This window comes from Fructilactobacillus fructivorans (assembly GCF_001434095.1).
Taxonomy (GTDB): Bacteria; Bacillota; Bacilli; order Lactobacillales; family Lactobacillaceae; genus Fructilactobacillus; species Fructilactobacillus fructivorans.
Window position 1 is genome coordinate 70436 of sequence record NZ_AZDS01000004.1, and the last position, 16164, is coordinate 86599.

Annotated in this window: 19 protein-coding genes; 13 read left to right on the plus strand and 6 right to left on the minus strand. The window is 41.8% G+C overall.

The annotated features are described in order from the left end of the window. Positions 1-31 precede the first annotated feature (31 nt). Complete coding sequence (locus FC73_RS04910; RefSeq protein WP_010022903.1) at positions 32-1465, minus strand: zinc ribbon domain-containing protein; 1434 nt, start codon at positions 1463-1465, stop codon at positions 32-34. An 11-nt stretch (positions 1466-1476) separates the two neighbouring features. Then, on the minus strand, positions 1477-2301 hold the full coding sequence (locus tag FC73_RS04915; protein ID WP_010022904.1) for a zinc ribbon domain-containing protein: 825 nt from the start codon (positions 2299-2301) through the stop codon (positions 1477-1479). 260 nt (positions 2302-2561) lie between these two features. Between FC73_RS04915 and FC73_RS04920 the strand changes: the two genes are divergently transcribed. Continuing rightward, positions 2562-2819 carry a hypothetical protein gene (locus tag FC73_RS04920; RefSeq protein WP_010022905.1) on the plus strand — a complete coding sequence of 86 codons (258 nt, stop codon included), beginning with the start codon at positions 2562-2564 and terminating at the stop codon, positions 2817-2819. Between the two features lie 120 nt (positions 2820-2939). Then, positions 2940-3167, plus strand: a complete 228-nt coding sequence (locus FC73_RS04925) for a hypothetical protein (protein WP_010022906.1) — start codon at positions 2940-2942, stop codon at positions 3165-3167. A 57-nt stretch (positions 3168-3224) separates the two neighbouring features. Here FC73_RS04925 and FC73_RS04930 read toward each other — a convergent pair whose 3' ends face one another. Next, entirely contained in the window at positions 3225-3854 is a 630-nt protein-coding gene (locus FC73_RS04930; RefSeq protein WP_010022908.1) for a YdhK family protein, read from the minus strand. Between the two features lie 199 nt (positions 3855-4053). On the opposite strand from FC73_RS04930, the gene FC73_RS04935 reads away from it, so the two are divergent. Together FC73_RS04935 and FC73_RS04940 are read left to right on the plus strand one after the other, a co-directional pair. Further along, on the plus strand, positions 4054-4305 hold the full coding sequence (locus tag FC73_RS04935; RefSeq protein WP_010022910.1) for an FtsX-like permease family protein: 252 nt from the start codon (positions 4054-4056) through the stop codon (positions 4303-4305). Between the two features lie 58 nt (positions 4306-4363). After that, positions 4364-5029 carry a type 1 glutamine amidotransferase gene (locus FC73_RS04940; protein WP_010022912.1) on the plus strand — a complete coding sequence of 222 codons (666 nt, stop codon included), beginning with the start codon at positions 4364-4366 and terminating at the stop codon, positions 5027-5029. 32 nt (positions 5030-5061) lie between these two features. Here the strand turns inward: FC73_RS04940 and FC73_RS04945 are convergent, their stop codons facing one another. Beyond that, positions 5062-5592, minus strand: coding sequence for a GtrA family protein (locus FC73_RS04945; protein WP_010022913.1), 531 nt, complete (start codon positions 5590-5592; stop codon positions 5062-5064). A 130-nt stretch (positions 5593-5722) separates the two neighbouring features. On the opposite strand from FC73_RS04945, the gene FC73_RS06990 reads away from it, so the two are divergent. From FC73_RS06990 to phoU, 8 genes are all read left to right on the plus strand, one after another. Beyond that, positions 5723-5863 (plus strand): hypothetical protein, encoded by a 141-nt coding sequence (locus FC73_RS06990; protein WP_010022914.1) that lies wholly within the window; start codon positions 5723-5725, stop codon positions 5861-5863. A 90-nt stretch (positions 5864-5953) separates the two neighbouring features. Next, positions 5954-6676, plus strand: a complete 723-nt coding sequence (locus FC73_RS04950; protein ID WP_010022916.1) for a winged helix-turn-helix domain-containing protein — start codon at positions 5954-5956, stop codon at positions 6674-6676. A 155-nt stretch (positions 6677-6831) separates the two neighbouring features. Beyond that, positions 6832-7719, plus strand: a complete 888-nt coding sequence (locus FC73_RS04955; protein ID WP_010022918.1) for a phosphate ABC transporter substrate-binding protein PstS family protein — start codon at positions 6832-6834, stop codon at positions 7717-7719. 19 nt (positions 7720-7738) lie between these two features. After that, positions 7739-8662, plus strand: coding sequence for a phosphate ABC transporter permease subunit PstC (pstC, locus tag FC73_RS04960; RefSeq protein WP_010022919.1), 924 nt, complete (start codon positions 7739-7741; stop codon positions 8660-8662). 2 nt (positions 8663-8664) lie between these two features. Then, entirely contained in the window at positions 8665-9567 is a 903-nt protein-coding gene (gene pstA / locus FC73_RS04965) for a phosphate ABC transporter permease PstA (protein WP_029327204.1), read from the plus strand. Positions 9568-9570: 3 nt separating this feature from the next. Continuing rightward, complete coding sequence (gene pstB, locus FC73_RS04970; protein ID WP_010022921.1) at positions 9571-10371, plus strand: phosphate ABC transporter ATP-binding protein PstB; 801 nt, start codon at positions 9571-9573, stop codon at positions 10369-10371. 10 nt (positions 10372-10381) lie between these two features. After that, a complete protein-coding gene (gene pstB, locus FC73_RS04975) occupies positions 10382-11155 on the plus strand; it encodes a phosphate ABC transporter ATP-binding protein PstB (RefSeq protein WP_010022922.1) in 774 nt (257 codons plus the stop codon). An 11-nt stretch (positions 11156-11166) separates the two neighbouring features. Beyond that, entirely contained in the window at positions 11167-11862 is a 696-nt protein-coding gene (gene phoU, locus FC73_RS04980; RefSeq protein ID WP_010022924.1) for a phosphate signaling complex protein PhoU, read from the plus strand. A 59-nt stretch (positions 11863-11921) separates the two neighbouring features. On the opposite strand, the gene FC73_RS04985 is transcribed toward phoU, so the two are convergent. Together FC73_RS04985 and FC73_RS04990 are read right to left on the minus strand one after the other, a co-directional pair. Continuing rightward, complete coding sequence (locus FC73_RS04985; protein ID WP_010022926.1) at positions 11922-12635, minus strand: gamma-glutamyl-gamma-aminobutyrate hydrolase family protein; 714 nt, start codon at positions 12633-12635, stop codon at positions 11922-11924. Between the two features lie 128 nt (positions 12636-12763). Next, positions 12764-14710: an ABC transporter ATP-binding protein/permease gene (locus tag FC73_RS04990; RefSeq protein ID WP_010022929.1), complete on the minus strand. Its 1947-nt coding sequence runs from the start codon at positions 14708-14710 to the stop codon at positions 12764-12766. A gap of 411 nt (positions 14711-15121) precedes the next feature. On the opposite strand from FC73_RS04990, the gene FC73_RS04995 reads away from it, so the two are divergent. After that, positions 15122-16135, plus strand: a complete 1014-nt coding sequence (locus FC73_RS04995; RefSeq protein WP_029327205.1) for a zinc-dependent alcohol dehydrogenase family protein — start codon at positions 15122-15124, stop codon at positions 16133-16135. Positions 16136-16164 lie beyond the last annotated feature (29 nt).

A 16164-nucleotide genomic window follows, 5' to 3' on the forward strand; every position in this document is an offset into this window, starting at 1 on the left:
GGAGCTAATGCTCCGTTTCTTTTAGGTTTGATTAACTATTATCGGTACTGTCTGACACTTTTTTAGTTGATTGATTACTCTTGATAACAAACGGCAAATCATCTGAATTATCACTTCCCGGCTTCTTGACCAGAATCGCATTGTATTCAAAGGTTTGGTGATGAACCGAAACCCCATTGTCATCATTATAGAAGGTGTAATCAACGTGATAAGTAACCTGAGTCTCACCACTATCATAGGGAGCCACAGAATCAGTTGTCTCTTCCGTATCAAAGGTATCAATCTTATCGTTATCGTTATAACTCTTTACCATCTTCAACATATCCTGACAGGCCGGATTATCGTTTCCACCATCAAAATATTGGGAAAGATCGACTCCATTATCAGCACCACTAGCGTCAGTCCACAGGCCATGTAAGACCTGATCCGCCAGGTTCTTCGTGGCAATCCCATCAAATTTTGGTTCGATTGTATTGTTATCGTCGGTCTCCTTTAGATTATATGGGTTACTAGTAATGAACTTCCCAGACTTCCCCTTCATCTGAACCTGGATATTCATGTTAGTACTGAAAGGATAATTAGAAAGTTTCAGGTTGCCATTATCACCGATGGTACCTACCTTTTTATTTTGAATTAATACGTCTGATCCCGGTTGTCCTTTCACGGTGAAGGTGATGATACGAAGTGGTAGAGATACCGAACCAGCCCCATCAATCCAGTCAAGCTGACCGTTATTGTGCAGCTCACGTCCGTTCACTTTACCAGACGTCGTAATGTTATAAAGGCCGGGAGCAAGTGGCCCAATTTTCTTCGACTTTTGGGCTCCCATGTTGCTAGTAACTTGTTTACCGTTCACACTTAATGAAACACCGTTAAGATTAGTCGAAATGTTAGAATAAACGGGTTTTACCATCAGTTTATAACGAGGGAAAATTAACCATGCGTTCCCTTCCTGCTTGAACTGTAAGTTATTAGTTACTGGGCTATCATTATCCCGCATAAATTGACTTCTTAACTTCGACAATTGGTCCTTGTTACTAGCGTAGTAGTTAATGGTAGGTTTCATTGCCGCACCACTAATTTTGAAGTTGGGATCATTTGTTTCAGCCATGCCTGCTAAACGCTTTTCCTGATCATTTTTCATCGCTGAAATGACCCGATCAACTTGGTTAGTCTTGGAATAGTAACTTCTACCAAAGAAGTAACCACCGATCAGTGCCACTACTAGCACCACTACGACAATCCACACCACTTTCGTTAATGGTTTCATTTTCTTATTTCCACGGGGATGGTTTCCATTACTGGTACGACGCGGTGGAACGTTGTCAGCGGAAGCTTGATGCTGACCTACGCGATAAGCCTGTGATCCACTGGGAGTTAATTTATATCCACAGTTCGGGCAGAACTCATCATTGGCATTAATCCGATGTCCACAATTGGGACAAAAAGAAGCTTCTTCACTCATTTTCTTTCCTCCTAGTAGTCTTGATTCAACGAGCCCATAAATCTACCAATTAATTCTTGGCCTAGATTAGACAGTTGAGAAGATAGACTACCCCACAAAAGACTGACACAAACAACCGCAACGATAGCCACGACAACGGTAATCACTAATAAAACGTAAAAACGATCGATCGAACCGAAATCCTTTGAGACCAGCACCTCATAGGTTAACGCCCATCCTGAAATGGTAATGGCCAAGCTCACTAGGTAGAGTCCGATCAACATTAAAATTCCAGCTGGCATCACAGCGGCAAAGATAATCCCTACCAGTAATAAAATAATGCCAATGTTCAAAAAGCGACCATACTCATTCGTGTATTCACTCAAACTCATGGCGTTGTTCATGACAAAATGAATGCCAACGTAACCCAAGATCCAAGATAATAATCCAAGAAGTGCAATGATTAATCCAAGTCCCATCAAGCTGGTATTAAATACCCCGTTCATTTTATGGAGAACCGAATACGGGATGGATTCATTCGCCAAACCACCATTGATTCTCATGGCTAAAACGAACGAAACTAGCCAAGTTAAAACGGTGAAAACGCCCAGTGAGATATAGCCAAGATACTTTTCACCTGGAGCTTCGTACTTAACGGGATGTTTGACCGATGCTACAAAGTAGGTAAAAACGTTGTTCAAGCCATTAGTAGCGTCCGACTGAGGGCTGCGTGGTTGTTGCTTTTTCTTTGATTCATTATGTACGTTACTGCTGTTGCCAGTGAGCTTAGTTCCACACTTAACGCAGAACTTAGCTCCCGGCTGATTATGAAAGTGACAATTGGGACATTCATTCATATTCATTCCTCCATTAAATAAATTATTAAGATTTTCTTACGTTTACATTATCACATACTAATCAATTCAAGAAAAGGTTGGTCAGTTACATAAATAAAAAAATCAATTAATTAACCATAGTTAGCCATGGCATAATAGGATTTTATCGTCATCAAGGTAGAGTATCTTCCACTACAATTAACTTTTACATCATTTAATTGTTGATTATTCACATTATTTATTTATAATTATTATTATAAGATAATTAAGGAGGAATCATCATGATTTACAGTACTGGAAATGATGTTTTCATCGATAATCAAAGGCTTTATAATACCGTTCAAATGGAAATGCAAAACTCAAATAACTTTTACGAATTCGCCGTTCACATTTCTTATGCCTTAAAGGGAAAACTGTCCATCAAGGAGATCGCCCAAATCATTGAAGCCGCTAGTAATAATAATCTAAAAGTATCGGAAAATATTAATGTTTGTCCAAAAGCCCTGCAAGAAGCAATCGATAAATCTCAATATTTATAGAATCACCCTTACTTTTTAAAGGCTAAGGATGGTTCATTTTCTCCAAACGTTGCCGAAACGTTTTTCTCATACTATGATTAAAGTAACAATTAAAATTTTACTTATTTAAATGGAGAAAAAATGAAAAACCAACGTAAAATAATCCGAAATGTTAATGACATCGTTTGTGGTCTGGCCTTAGTGATCGCCATCATGTTTGCCCATTTCAACATTCTACTGATCACCGTCCTAGTCGTCTTCATTGATGAAATATGCTGGGGCATGTTTGGTAGAACCACCAAAACCAAATGGTATTTAGCAGCTGCCGTAATGGGGCTGATTGGTGCCGTTGGTTACAACTTCATCTAAAAATTAGCAAAAAAATACTAGGACACATGTGTCCTAGTATTTTTACATTCAATTAAATTATTCTTTTTCCATTTCAGTTTGGCTGACCCATTGATGGTTCACGTATTCTTTACCACCATTAGTTGGAGTGAAGGTAACAGCATAAGCAGGACCGTCACAAACTTTCACAATCTTACCTTTGGCACCTTTCATTCCCTTCATGTGATCGGCTTCAACGGTGACTTTTTCACCCTTTTTCAAACCAGCTCCTGGTTTGTCAGCCTTGAGTTGATTCTTGGTAACGAATTCATGGTTCTTAACTTCTGCCTTACCATCAGTTGGCTTGTAGTCAATTACATAAAGTGGTGAATCATAGGCGCCAGTAACTTTTGCTTTGGCACCCTTCATTCCCTTCATGTGATCGGCAGTTAACTTAACCTCGGAACCAACTTTGTACTTCGGATTTTTAGCAGCTGTAAGATCAGTTGGTAGTGCCATCTTGTGCTTCATTTGCATGTTCATGTCCATGGACTTATCACCTTTGGTTTCTTTCATGTCTTTTTTGCTCATAGTCTTTTCACTACTGCTACTCGACATCTTAGACGATGAAGACGATTTTGAACTACTCTTGCTTTCACCACAACCCGTAAGTACTAGTCCAACACTAGCTACGGCAGCTAGTGTAAATAATGTTTTCTTCATTTTCATTTTGAAGAGCTCACTTGATATTTATGATGTTTCAACTCTTAAGATAGCACCGTTCCCGTCAAATAGGTACTAAAACGTTTCAATATAAGATTATTTTAAGAATCTTGGTGATTTCTTCAAAATTAAGTCAGATGTTTGCACATTATCGCGTAAAAGTTCATGCTAAATGTATATATTTTTATGTTTGTGAGGTGAAATTATGAGTACAGAAAGTTTAATTATTTCCATTGTTGCATTAGTGATTGTTCTAATCATTCTAATTGCATTAGCTTGGTTATTCTATAAGTTCCTTGGTGGCAGAGACAAAGCAGCATGGAAATCATCAATGCAAATGGCATTTACGATTGCCTTTGGAATTATCATCGCCTTCATCGTTATGGGATTATTCAAGATGATCGTTGCAGCCATTGCGGCCATGATTGGTATGCAAGGGCAGTATGATGTAGACTAACAAAAATAATGCCATTTGGCATTATTTTTTTATATTCTGATTTAAGGAGGTTGGAATTATGAAAGTTAATATTTTACAACACACCCCTGATGAGGGTCCTGGTGCAATTGCTGATTGGATTCATCAGCATCAACATCAAATGTCCATTTACTACCCAGCTCAGTTTGGCGTACTTCCCGATGTCAATGACTCTGACATGCTCATCATCTTAGGGGGACCGATGAGCGCCAATGACGACGCAAACTGGATTAAAGCGGAGCGCCATCTCATCTCACAAATGATTAATCAAAATAAACCAATCTTTGGGGCGTGTTTTGGAGCTCAACAAATGGCCAAAGTCTTAGGTGCCACCGTTTCTGATTCACACGTAAAAGAAGTTGGTTGGGCCCCTGTTTATTTAAAAACGAATCAAATTGAGGGTCTTGCTAGTGAACTAGTGGTCCTTCATTGGCACGAAGAAACGTTCGAGATACCGAAGGGAGCTACTTTGTTGTACTCCAGTGAGCACCTTCTTAACCAGGGATTCATTAAGAATAATCTGATCGGGCTTCAATTTCATTTAGAACCAAAAGCTAGCAACGTCCATGAGATGATCATTAACGATTATCCGTACCTCGCAAACTCTGTTTTCCATCAATCGCAAGCCGATATTTTACATCATCAAATTTCCGAACAAAATCATACTAATTTATTTAAACTCTTAGACTACATTACAAAGAAATAGCATCCCACTTTTCGTGAGATGCTATTTTTCTTTTATTTAAAGGCAAAATACTTTGAAACAAAGTAGTTGATCACAATGGCCATGACCTGAGTTCCAACCACACAGATGAAACTGTTCAAAAGAATGGGACTGCCAATCAAGCCGTGCACGATGGGTAGCTGAAAGAGCCACGCGGAATAATTGAAATGATCAAGGAACAGAATTTTAACAAAAAACTGGGGAAACTTATCGATCATAACGTACGTCATCAAGAAGTCTAGGACTAAAACGAACAACCGGCCAGCCACAAAGTTCACAATCTGAGCCTGAATGGTTTTGGACTGGGTGCCACTGTTAAAAACAAAGTATTTGTTTACCACAAAGGCAAACGCGATTGACAAAACCTGCGCAATCAAGACAGGAATGAAGTCGCTGGTAAAGATCTTCATCGAAACAAATCGACTCACAAAGTAGACCAGCGTGGTCATTGCTCCCCAAAATAGGTATTCAATTTTTTCATCAAAGACTAATCTTTTTACGATATCTAAGTAATTAGTGGTATTAGCGTCATTTGTATCATTCATTATATACATCAAACTCCTTCTTAGTTATTTTATCACAATAGATTGAATTAAAAATTTGCGATTTCCTTAAAACTTAATCTTTTCCGTCGTGTTAAAATAAAATCATTATTTAATGAAGGGATTTGACATCATGAGTTTAAAGACATTTATTGGGCTAGTCATAATGATGGTAGTGGTCTTTATCTTAGTTACGATCATTACGGTTATGATCAGTCTTCACCAGGCCAAAAAACGTCAGGAAAAAGAAAACCATCATCAAAACGTGAAGTAGGAAATCAAAGGCTAAAAGTACGACTGACATCAATAAAATTGTATAATGAGTAAGTAGAATAGTACGTGATTTTGAACCAGGATGGATGCCATGAATCACATTATTTTAGTGACCGAGAAACTATCTTTAGCACTTAGTTTTAATCAAACCTTTAATGACAATGGATACTTCGTCGATGACCTTTACGACGTTTCTAACTTGTTATCCTCAATTCGTAAATATCACGAACAGGCGATCATCTGGGATCTAGCAACGGTTTCAATTGATGAGTTAATGAAGCTGGTTCCAAAAATCCGAACCACCGCTTCTCTTCCCATTTTTGTTTTAGATGAAAAAAAGGATCCCCGAGTAGTCACCCAACTATTTAAGGCTGGCATCGACGACTACATCATCCAACCGTACGATGCTAATGAGGTGCTCCTTAGAATGAAATGTCGGACCCGGTTCTACCAGGATCAGACGTTAAATCAGTCCTCAGATCTTCAGGACTCCCAACGCCCACCCTATTACTTTGGCAACATTGAAGTTGACCTAGATCATAAGACGGTCAAAAAGAATGGGACACCCCTTCGACTGACACCCAAAGAATTCAAACTACTTGAGTACTTTTTAAACCATCCCCAACACATTCTAAGCCGGGAACAAATTCTGAATGGCGTCTGGAACGACCTCTATATCGATCAATCTTCGCGAATGCTCGAAATGCACATTAGTCACTTAAGGGACAAAATCGAACCCAATCCTAAGGATCCGACGTTCATCAAAACGGTCCGTGGCTTTGGTTATAACTTTGAAGTGGATCTTAAAAATTAAATATCAATCGCAGTGCCTCAATCAAAATGATTGGGACACTTTTTATTTTTACCAAACATTTACACAAAAAATCCTAAAATTTACTTAACATTTACATTCACTTTATATACTTAGTTCGTAATGAAAATATGACCACTCAAAAGGAGATTTTGGACATGTCATTTGGCAAAAAGGGAATTACCGCACTCATCTTAAGCTGCGGGTTCCTAGCACTTGCACTAACCGCTTGCGGCTCATCTTCTGCCACAAAGGCACAAAACGGTAATAAGATTACCGCAGTGGGATCCACGGCTTTACAACCCTTAGTGGAACAAGCGAGTCGTGAATATCAGGTCGATCACCCCCACGTCAACGTTAACGTCCAGGGTGGCGGATCCGGAACTGGTCTGAGTCAAATTCAGCAGGGAGCCGTCAACATTGGAAATTCTGACGTCTTTGCCTCCGAGCAACCAGGCGTGAACGCCAAGGAACTAGTTGATCATAAGATTGCGGTGGTCGGAATTGCCCCGGTCGCTAACAAACGGGTGGGAGTTAAAGACTTGTCGATGAAGCAACTAGAACAAATTTTTACTGGGAAAGTTACCAACTGGAAACAGGTTGGTGGAAACAATGTCAAGATTGTGGTCATCAACCGTGTCGAAGGAAGCGGAACGCGAACGACCTTCGAACAGTCTGTCCTAAAGGGACAAAAGGCCGTTAACGCTCAACAGCAGGATTCAAACGGGACGGTACAACAGATTGTTTCATCCACTCCCGGAGCGATTAGTTACCTGTCGTTCCCCTATCTCAATCAGAAAACCCAGGAAATCTCAATTGACCACGTCACTCCTACCGATCAACACGTGGAAAATAATGACTGGAAGATTTGGTCATACGAACACATGTATACCAAGGGCAAACCAGTTGGTGCCACCAAAGATTTTATCAATTACATGCTTTCGGATAAGGTACAGAAGCGGCTCGTCAAACAAATTGGATACATTCAGGTGCAAAACATGAAGTTTGAAAAGAACGCCGACGGTCACGTCCAAAAGATTAAATAATTATGAAAGTGGTTTTTATATGAATGAAATTAAAGAAAAATTACTGAAACCATCCAAGGAAACCCATCAGGATCAAATTGGACATTTAATTAGTTTAGTATGTATTGGCTTTATTGGCATCTTAGTGGTTGCCATCCTCTTCTTTATCACCACTAAGGGACTGGCCACTTTTACTACCAACCACGTCAGCGTGATCGACTTCTTCGCCAAGAGCGACTGGAGCCCAAGTCAAAAGGGACCAAATGGGAAACCAGAAGTTGGCGCACTAGCGATGATCGTCACTTCATTTGCGGTTACCCTTCTGTCAGCCATCTTGGCCACTCCCTTTGCGATTGCGATGGCCCTCTTTATGACGGAAATTGCTCCTAAAAGGGGCCAAAAAATCCTGCAACCGGTCATCGAATTACTTGTGGGAATCCCATCCGTTGTCTACGGTTTTATTGGCCTCATGGTCTTGATTCCAATGGTTCGAACCGTGTTTGGTGGGACTGGCTCGGGAATCCTACCGGCTACGATCGTTTTGTTCGTCATGGTTCTTCCCACCATTACGTCAATGTCAGTTGATGCACTCAAGGCCGTCCCACGTGACTATCGAAGCGCGGCTCTTTCACTAGGGGCCACGAGGTGGCAAATGATGTATAAAGTCGTTTTAAGGGCTGCCACTCCAGGAATTTTAACCGCCATGATTTTCGGAATGGCACGGGCTTTCGGTGAAGCCCTAGCCGTTCAGATGGTCATCGGAAATGCGGTCCTGATGCCAACTAGTCTAACTAGTCCAACGGCCACTTTAACCAGTCAGTTAACCACCCAAATGGGAAACACCATCATGGGGACTCTCCCTAACAATGCCCTTTGGACGCTGGCACTGGTTTTACTGGTAATGTCACTGGTTTTCAACGTTATCGTGAAATTAATTGGAAAGAGGAGTGCATTTAAAAAATGAAAATAAATGCCAAAAAAATCAATAAATTGGCCATCGGGACCATCTGGGCACTCGTTAGCGTCGTGGTGTTAATCTTAATCTTCTTGCTGGGCTACATTTTGGTCACTGGACTTTCTGATATTTCGTGGAAATTTCTAACCTCAACCTCGAGTTCAATCAGCGCGGGAGGTGGAATTCGTGATCAACTCTTTAATTCCGTCTACCTCCTGGTCCTAACGATTATCATCTCTCTCCCCATTAGTCTGGGAGCTGGCATCTATCTTGCCGAGTACGCCAAGGATAATTGGATAACCACCTTAATTAAAACAGCCATCGAGGTGTTAAGCTCCCTTCCATCGATTGTCGTTGGTCTCTTCGGATACCTGATCCTAGTAATCAAGTTTCAATTGGACTACTCCATCCTGTCGGGTGCCATTGCACTTACAATCTTTAATCTCCCATTACTCACAAGGAGTGTGGAAGACTCCATCGAAGAAGTCCCTAAGCTGCAACGTGAAGCTGGCCTGTCCCTGGGACTCTCAAAGTCCAAAACCATCGTCGGCGTGGTTTTGCCACTTGCCATCCCCGGAATTATTACCGGTGTCATCCTTAGTTCTGGGCGAATCTTCGGTGAGGCCGCCGCTTTAATCTACACTGCAGGGCAAAGTGCCCCAATCGTAAGTTACACTGATTGGAACCCGTTCAGCCCCAGCAGCTTTCTAAATCCCATGCGCCCTGCCGAAACACTAGCGGTTCACATCTGGAAACTGAACACGGAGGGGATTGTTCCTGATGCTCACATCGTTTCAAGTGGGGCATCGGCGGTCCTTATCATCGTCATCCTGATCTTTAACCTGTCATCTCGATTCTTCGGTAACTGGGCGTACCGCAAGATGACCGGAACGACTAGAAAGAAACGAGGCTAACTCATGACACAACCAGACTACAACTTAGATCAACATCAAATTATCGTGCCGCCAGGTGAAATTGCCCTTGAAACCAAAGACGTCAACGTTTTCTATGGTAAAAAGCAAGCCACCTTTGACACCTCACTAGCTTTTCCGCGTTTTAAGATTTCCGCCTTGATCGGGGCCTCTGGATCGGGTAAATCCACCTTTCTCCGGTGCCTCAATCGGATGAATGACGGTGTGGCTACCGTGACTGGTGCCATTATGTATCGTGACGTCAACATCAATCAGAAAAAATTAAACGTCTACGTGTTAAGAAAAAACATCGGGATGGTGTTCCAGCACCCTAATCCATTTGCCAAGACCATCCGGGAAAACATTCAATTCGCATTAAAAAAACACGGAGTAAAGGACCAAACGGTTCTGGATCAACGTGTCGAGCAAAGCCTAAGAGCAGCGGCTCTATGGGATGAGGTCAAGGATAAGTTGGATACGAGTGCCCTCGAATTATCAGGGGGACAGGCGCAACGACTGTGCATTGCACGTTCAATTGCCATGCAACCAGACATCCTTCTCCTGGACGAGCCGGCCAGTGCTCTGGATCCCATCTCAACCGCCAAAATTGAGGAAACGCTCTTAGAACTTAAACAAAAGTACACGATCATTATCGTGACCCACAACATGCAACAAGCGGCTCGTGTGAGCGACTACACCGCCTTCTTTCATCTGGGGCACGTGATGGAATACAAAAAGACCGCTGACATCTTTACCAGACCGCAGGTAAAAGCTACCGAGGACTACATTTCCGGCAACTTCGGTTAAGGAGAAACAAATGACAACTAAAACAGAAGCAAAAGAGATCATTAAAACTGAAAACGTTAACCTGTACTATGGGGAACGAAAAGCACTTCACGGAATCAACCTCAACTTCAGGGAAAATGAGATTACTGCCTTGATCGGACCATCTGGCTGTGGAAAATCAACGTACCTCCGGTGCCTTAATCGGATGAACGACCTCATCCCTAACATCACCATCACCGGTAGTTTCACCCTTAATGGACACAACATTTATGGTCCAAAGGAAGATACGGTCCAACTTAGAAAAGAAGTCGGCATGGTTTTTCAACAACCCAATCCTTTCCCGTTCTCCGTGTACGACAACGTCACCTTTGGCTTAAAATTAGCTGGAATCAAGGATAAGAAGACCCTAGATGAACGGGTCGAGGAATCACTTAAACAGGCCGCAATCTGGAACGAAGTGAAGGATAAACTGCACAAAAGTGCCCTATCGTTTTCAGGTGGCCAACAACAACGAATCTGTATTGCTAGACTGCTAGCAATTCAACCAGACGTCATTTTATTGGATGAGCCAACGAGTGCGCTCGATCCTATCTCTAGTCAAATGATCGAAGATACCCTCCTTAACATTAAGGATAAGTACACCATTATCATCGTGACTCATAACATGTCACAGGCCTCCCGGATCTCTGATAAAACGGCCTTTATGCTAAATGGCCATTTGATGGAAGTTGGAGACACCAAGAAAATGTTTCTAACCCCCGACAAGCAGGAAACCAGTGACTACCTCAACGGAAAATTTGGATAAGGAGAACGATCATGGGAGCATTATTTGATGACGAACTAAAGAAACTCAAAGGACACTTTATGGAGATGGGATTTGACAGCAGTGAGCAAATCTATCAGGCCACCAAATCTTTCATTGACCATGACAAGGATTTAGCACGCAAGATTGTGGCTGAAGACCCTAAAATTAACAACGAAGAAATGGACTTAGAAAAGCAATCCCTGCAACTCATCGCGTTACAGCAACCCGTTGCAAGTGATTTCCGCCAGATCATCAGTATCTTAAAAGCCAGTACTGACATTGAACGCATCGGTGACCATGCCAACACGATTGCCAGAGAAACCATCAACGCCAAGGGCCACGAACGCATCCCGGCGGTCGAAAAAGTCATCAGTGAGATGACCGAACAGGTCCGTACAATGCTAGAACAGGTTCTTGAAGCTTTCTTTGAGGGCAATGCTGCCGAGGCTAAAAAGATTGCGGACCAGGACGAATCGATTGATAAGTACTACCATTCCACCAGGAAACTGGTAACAGAGTCACTAAAAAAGAACAGCCAGACTGCTCAAGCGGCCTTGAGTTACCTCATGGTGATTCGACTCTTAGAACGAATTGGCGATCACGTCGTCAACCTTGCCGAATGGTTGGTCTACAACCAGACTGGTAAGATGGTCGAACTTAGTCATAGTACCAATCATGAAGAAGAATATTTCGAAAATGGCCAATAAAAAAGAGTTCCTCTTGATTTTCTTCAGGAGGAACTCTTTTTACTTAAGTATCTTAAATACTAATCCTTCGCCCGGTCAAAGAAATCGAGAAACAGCTGTTCCTGCCTCCGATCTTTTTGCCACAATAACTCCGGGTGCCACTGCACTCCCATGATAGTAGCGGCATCATTTTCCACTGCTTCAACCACTCCGTCTGATGAACGAGCCGTCACGTGAACATCAGAAGCGACCTTTTTTAGCGCCTGATGATGAATGGAATTCACGACAAGATGACTCCCAACCGAATGTGCCAATGCACTATCACTTCTGACCCGAATCTCATGAAAATTATCCTTAGGATGCTCGTGATAAACGTGTTGAATTTCGGACTCTGGAAAATCAGTCGCAATGTCCTGGTAGAGCGTGCCACCTAGGGTCACGTTGATCAACTGCAATCCTCGGCAAATTCCCAACAACGGCTTTTGCCTTCGTAGCATTTCTCTCACTAGCCCCATTTCCCATTGATCGTGGGGAAGATAGTGGGCTTCCGCTTTTTGGTTAGTCTCTTCATGAAATAATTTAGGATGAACATCCTGACCACCGGGAATGATCAGCCCATCGATTAATCCCACATAATCAGGAATCATATCAAAACTAGCCATCGGGATAATAATGGGAAGAATTCCATGTTTTTGTAACAAATCGATGAAAACCCGCGCCGTATAATTGGCGTAATCCAGGTTATAGTTGGGCGTGGGCATCCGATTAACATTTGCAGCAATTCCAATTTTCACAATTCACCCTCCTAACCATTGCATTAGACCTAATTAATAAGAGCTATTCTGACCATAGTCTAGAATAGCTCTTAGTTAATTTAAATTTTAGTTTGCCTCAAACTCGTTCCAATTTCAACCGTTCGCTCTTATTCGGAACTCAAGCTAACAATTGGATCCAACTTAGCGGCCTTAGCAGCTGGTGCCAGAGCAGCCAAGAGACAAATGAGAATGAAGACTACGGCGCCCGCAATGGCATTCATCGGTGAGATCTGAACAATTGCGTACTTAATGGCTCCATTAGAAATCGCGTCAGCTCCCCATTCAGCCAGATAGGCAATAATGACCGCAAAGATAGAAGAAAAGACTCCCAAGATAAAGGCTTCGGAGAAGAATAGATTTCTGATGTTCCCCTTGGTAAATCCTAAGGCACGCAATATTCCGATCTCCTTAGTCCGTTCAGCAACACTGATGTAAAGAACCACAATGATCATGATTGCAGATACAAGAAGTGAGATGGCGGCAATCCCAGCCAGAACCCAAACGGCCACGTTAATGTAAGTATTCAGTGTCGAAACGATCGCCCCAGCACCCGTAATCTGGTACTTCGCTTGCTTATTGGGACCCTTCAGCGACTTAATCTTATCTTGAACCGGTTGCACGTTTGGAACTCCACCGGCGATGTTAACGGCCGCAAAGTTTGGCTCATACTTCATCGAAGCACTACTAAACATGGATTTCATCGTATTAGAGCTGACCAGCGCCATCGGATTAACGTCACTGGTAACCCCGCTCACGGTAACTTTCTTTGATAAGACGTGGGGTTGTCCGTTATCATCAGGAGCGTTCGCAAACAACTGAATCTTTTTACCGGTCACGTCGTATGGTTTGTTCTTATTAAAACTTTGAGCCGTTTTCTTATTAATTAAAACCTGATTATCTCTAGTAGGAATCGTTCCGGTTTTAATGTTTTTCTTTAAAACAGCTCCCTGATAATAGGTTTGAACGTACTGGACAGAGGCCGTCTTGTCAGCCGCCTTAAACTGTCCCCCAGATAAAAACTTCCCCAAAGTTGAACTTTTTACGTTCTTTAAGTCATTTAACTGTCGGTTGTCCTGATTTGTCATCAGGGAATTCTTCGGACTTGGATTCTCACCCTGCTTCTGTTTCCGACTGACTTGAATGGTGGTGGGGTTAACCTCCGAATAAATCTCATGGTTAATGTACCCTCTCACACCATTTCCAAGTCCCAGCATGAAGATTACCGAGAAAATCCCAATGGCAGCTCCAAAGATAATTAAAAGGTTCCGCTTGAGATTGTACTTAAAGTGTTCAAACGCCATTTGAAAAATCGAGCCTAATTTAGCTGGACGTGATTTAAAGGCTGGTTTACTTTTCTCAACCGGATAGGCTGGCTTTAAGATCTTATCCTCGTCAATCTTGCCGTCCGCCAGGTGAACGATCCGGGTTCCGTAGTTAGCCACGGTCTGAGAATGGGTAACGGCAATGACCAGTTTCCCGTCCTCAGCAATTTCGTTCATTAATTCAAGAATGTCATCAGTGTTCTTAGCATCCAGCGCTCCCGTTGGTTCATCAGCAATGATGATGTCTGGATCGGATGCCAGTGCCCGAGCAATTGAAACTCGCTGCATCTGTCCACCAGATAGTTGGTTGGGATACTTGTTCCGGTGATCGTACAATCCCACTTTCTTTAAAAGCTCGATCGCCCGCTCTTCCTGTTGCTTATGGGTCAAAGTCGTCATTTCAAGTGATACCATGACGTTTTCTTGAATGGTAAGATGATTTACTAAATTGAAATTTTGAAAAATGAATCCAATCGTACTCCGCCGATACTCGTCAAGTTGTTTACTGGTATCCTTCTTTAACGATTGGCCGTTAATTAAAACATCGCCCGAATAGTCACTGTCTAATCCCGCAATGATGTTCATCAAAGTGGTTTTCCCACCACCAGATTCACCCAGAATTGAAACAAACTCTCCGCGATCGAAGTTGAGACTGATTCCGTTTAAAACATGAAAATCTTGGTTATCAATATGATAAGACTTTCGGATGTTTTTGAGTTCTAGGTATGCCATATGTCACTCTCTCCTTCTTTTTTGGTATTATCCATTGTAAACTTTTTTATCAAAAAGTACATTTTAATTAGAAACAGGTGACTTCCTTAAGATAAAATTAAAAAAATAATTTTGTGAAATATTTTCCTTGTCATCTTTTTCATCATTATAAAATTAATTGCTTAATTCCCGTTATCATGCCGTTATTTATTTCACTTATCAAATTATGACCTTGTTCAATTTTTAATTGTGCAAAAATGCAGGGGCATATGACCTTGCAAACAGCATTGAAACGGTTTACATTAATAATTGTAGACATATCTCCTCATAGACAGTAGAATTTATAAAATTTTGCTTTTCTACCAATTATGTTCAGATTGTAACGATATTAATCCATCAACTTTTTTGAAAGGAAGTTATCTTATGTCAAAAATGAAAGCTTTAGTTATGACAGCTAAGCAACACATGGAGATTGAAGACAGAGATGTCCCAACTCCTAAAGACGACGAAGTCTTAGTTGAAACTGCCTATGCTGGTATTTGTGGTACTGACCACGCTTTATACAATGGTCTTCCCGGTTCAGCTGATGCAACTCCTCCAATTGTTTTAGGTCACGAAAATTCTGGAGTTGTTTCTGCCGTCGGAAAGAACGTTAAAGACTTCAAGAAGGGTGACCGGGTTGTTGTTGACCCTAACATCTACTGTGACAAATGTTTCTACTGTCACACTGGCCGTTACGAATTATGTGAAAACTTATCAGCCGTTGGTGTAACTAGAGATGGTGGCCTTGAAGACTACTTCACTGCTCCAGAAAAGGTTGTTTACCACATTCCTGATGAATTATCACTTCAAACAGCATGCTCAATGGAACCACTTTCATGTGCCGTTCACACTATGAAGATCACCGAAAACATTACCCCTTACCAACACGCTTTAATCATTGGTGATGGTTACATGGCTAAGTTATTCGCTCAACTTCTTAGAATTTACGGTATCCAAAACATTGACATGACTGGTCGTCATGATGACAACCTTGCTTGGGAAAAGAAAGAATTAAACCTAAACAAAGTTATCAACACTACTAAGGAAAAGATTACTGACAAGTACGACATGGTAATCGAATGTGTTGGTAAGCCTGAAACCCAAGAACAAGCTGTTGAAGCTACCAACCCTGGCGCTCAAGTTATGATGTTCGGTGTTGGTGCACCTGGCCAAACCTTCAACATGAACACTTACGAAATCTTCAAGAAGCAATTAACTATCAAGGGTTCCATGATTAACCCACACAGTTTCGAAGATTCAATCGCCCTCCTTTCAGATGGTTCTGTTAAGGTTAAGCCTTTCCAAAACAACATCCTTACTTTAGAACAAGTCCCTGGCGTATTAGCCGGTACCGACAAAGTTCAAGGCAAGTCAATTGTTAAAGTTAATGGTGATCTTAAATAATTGAACCAAAATCTGATCGTGGAGGAAAA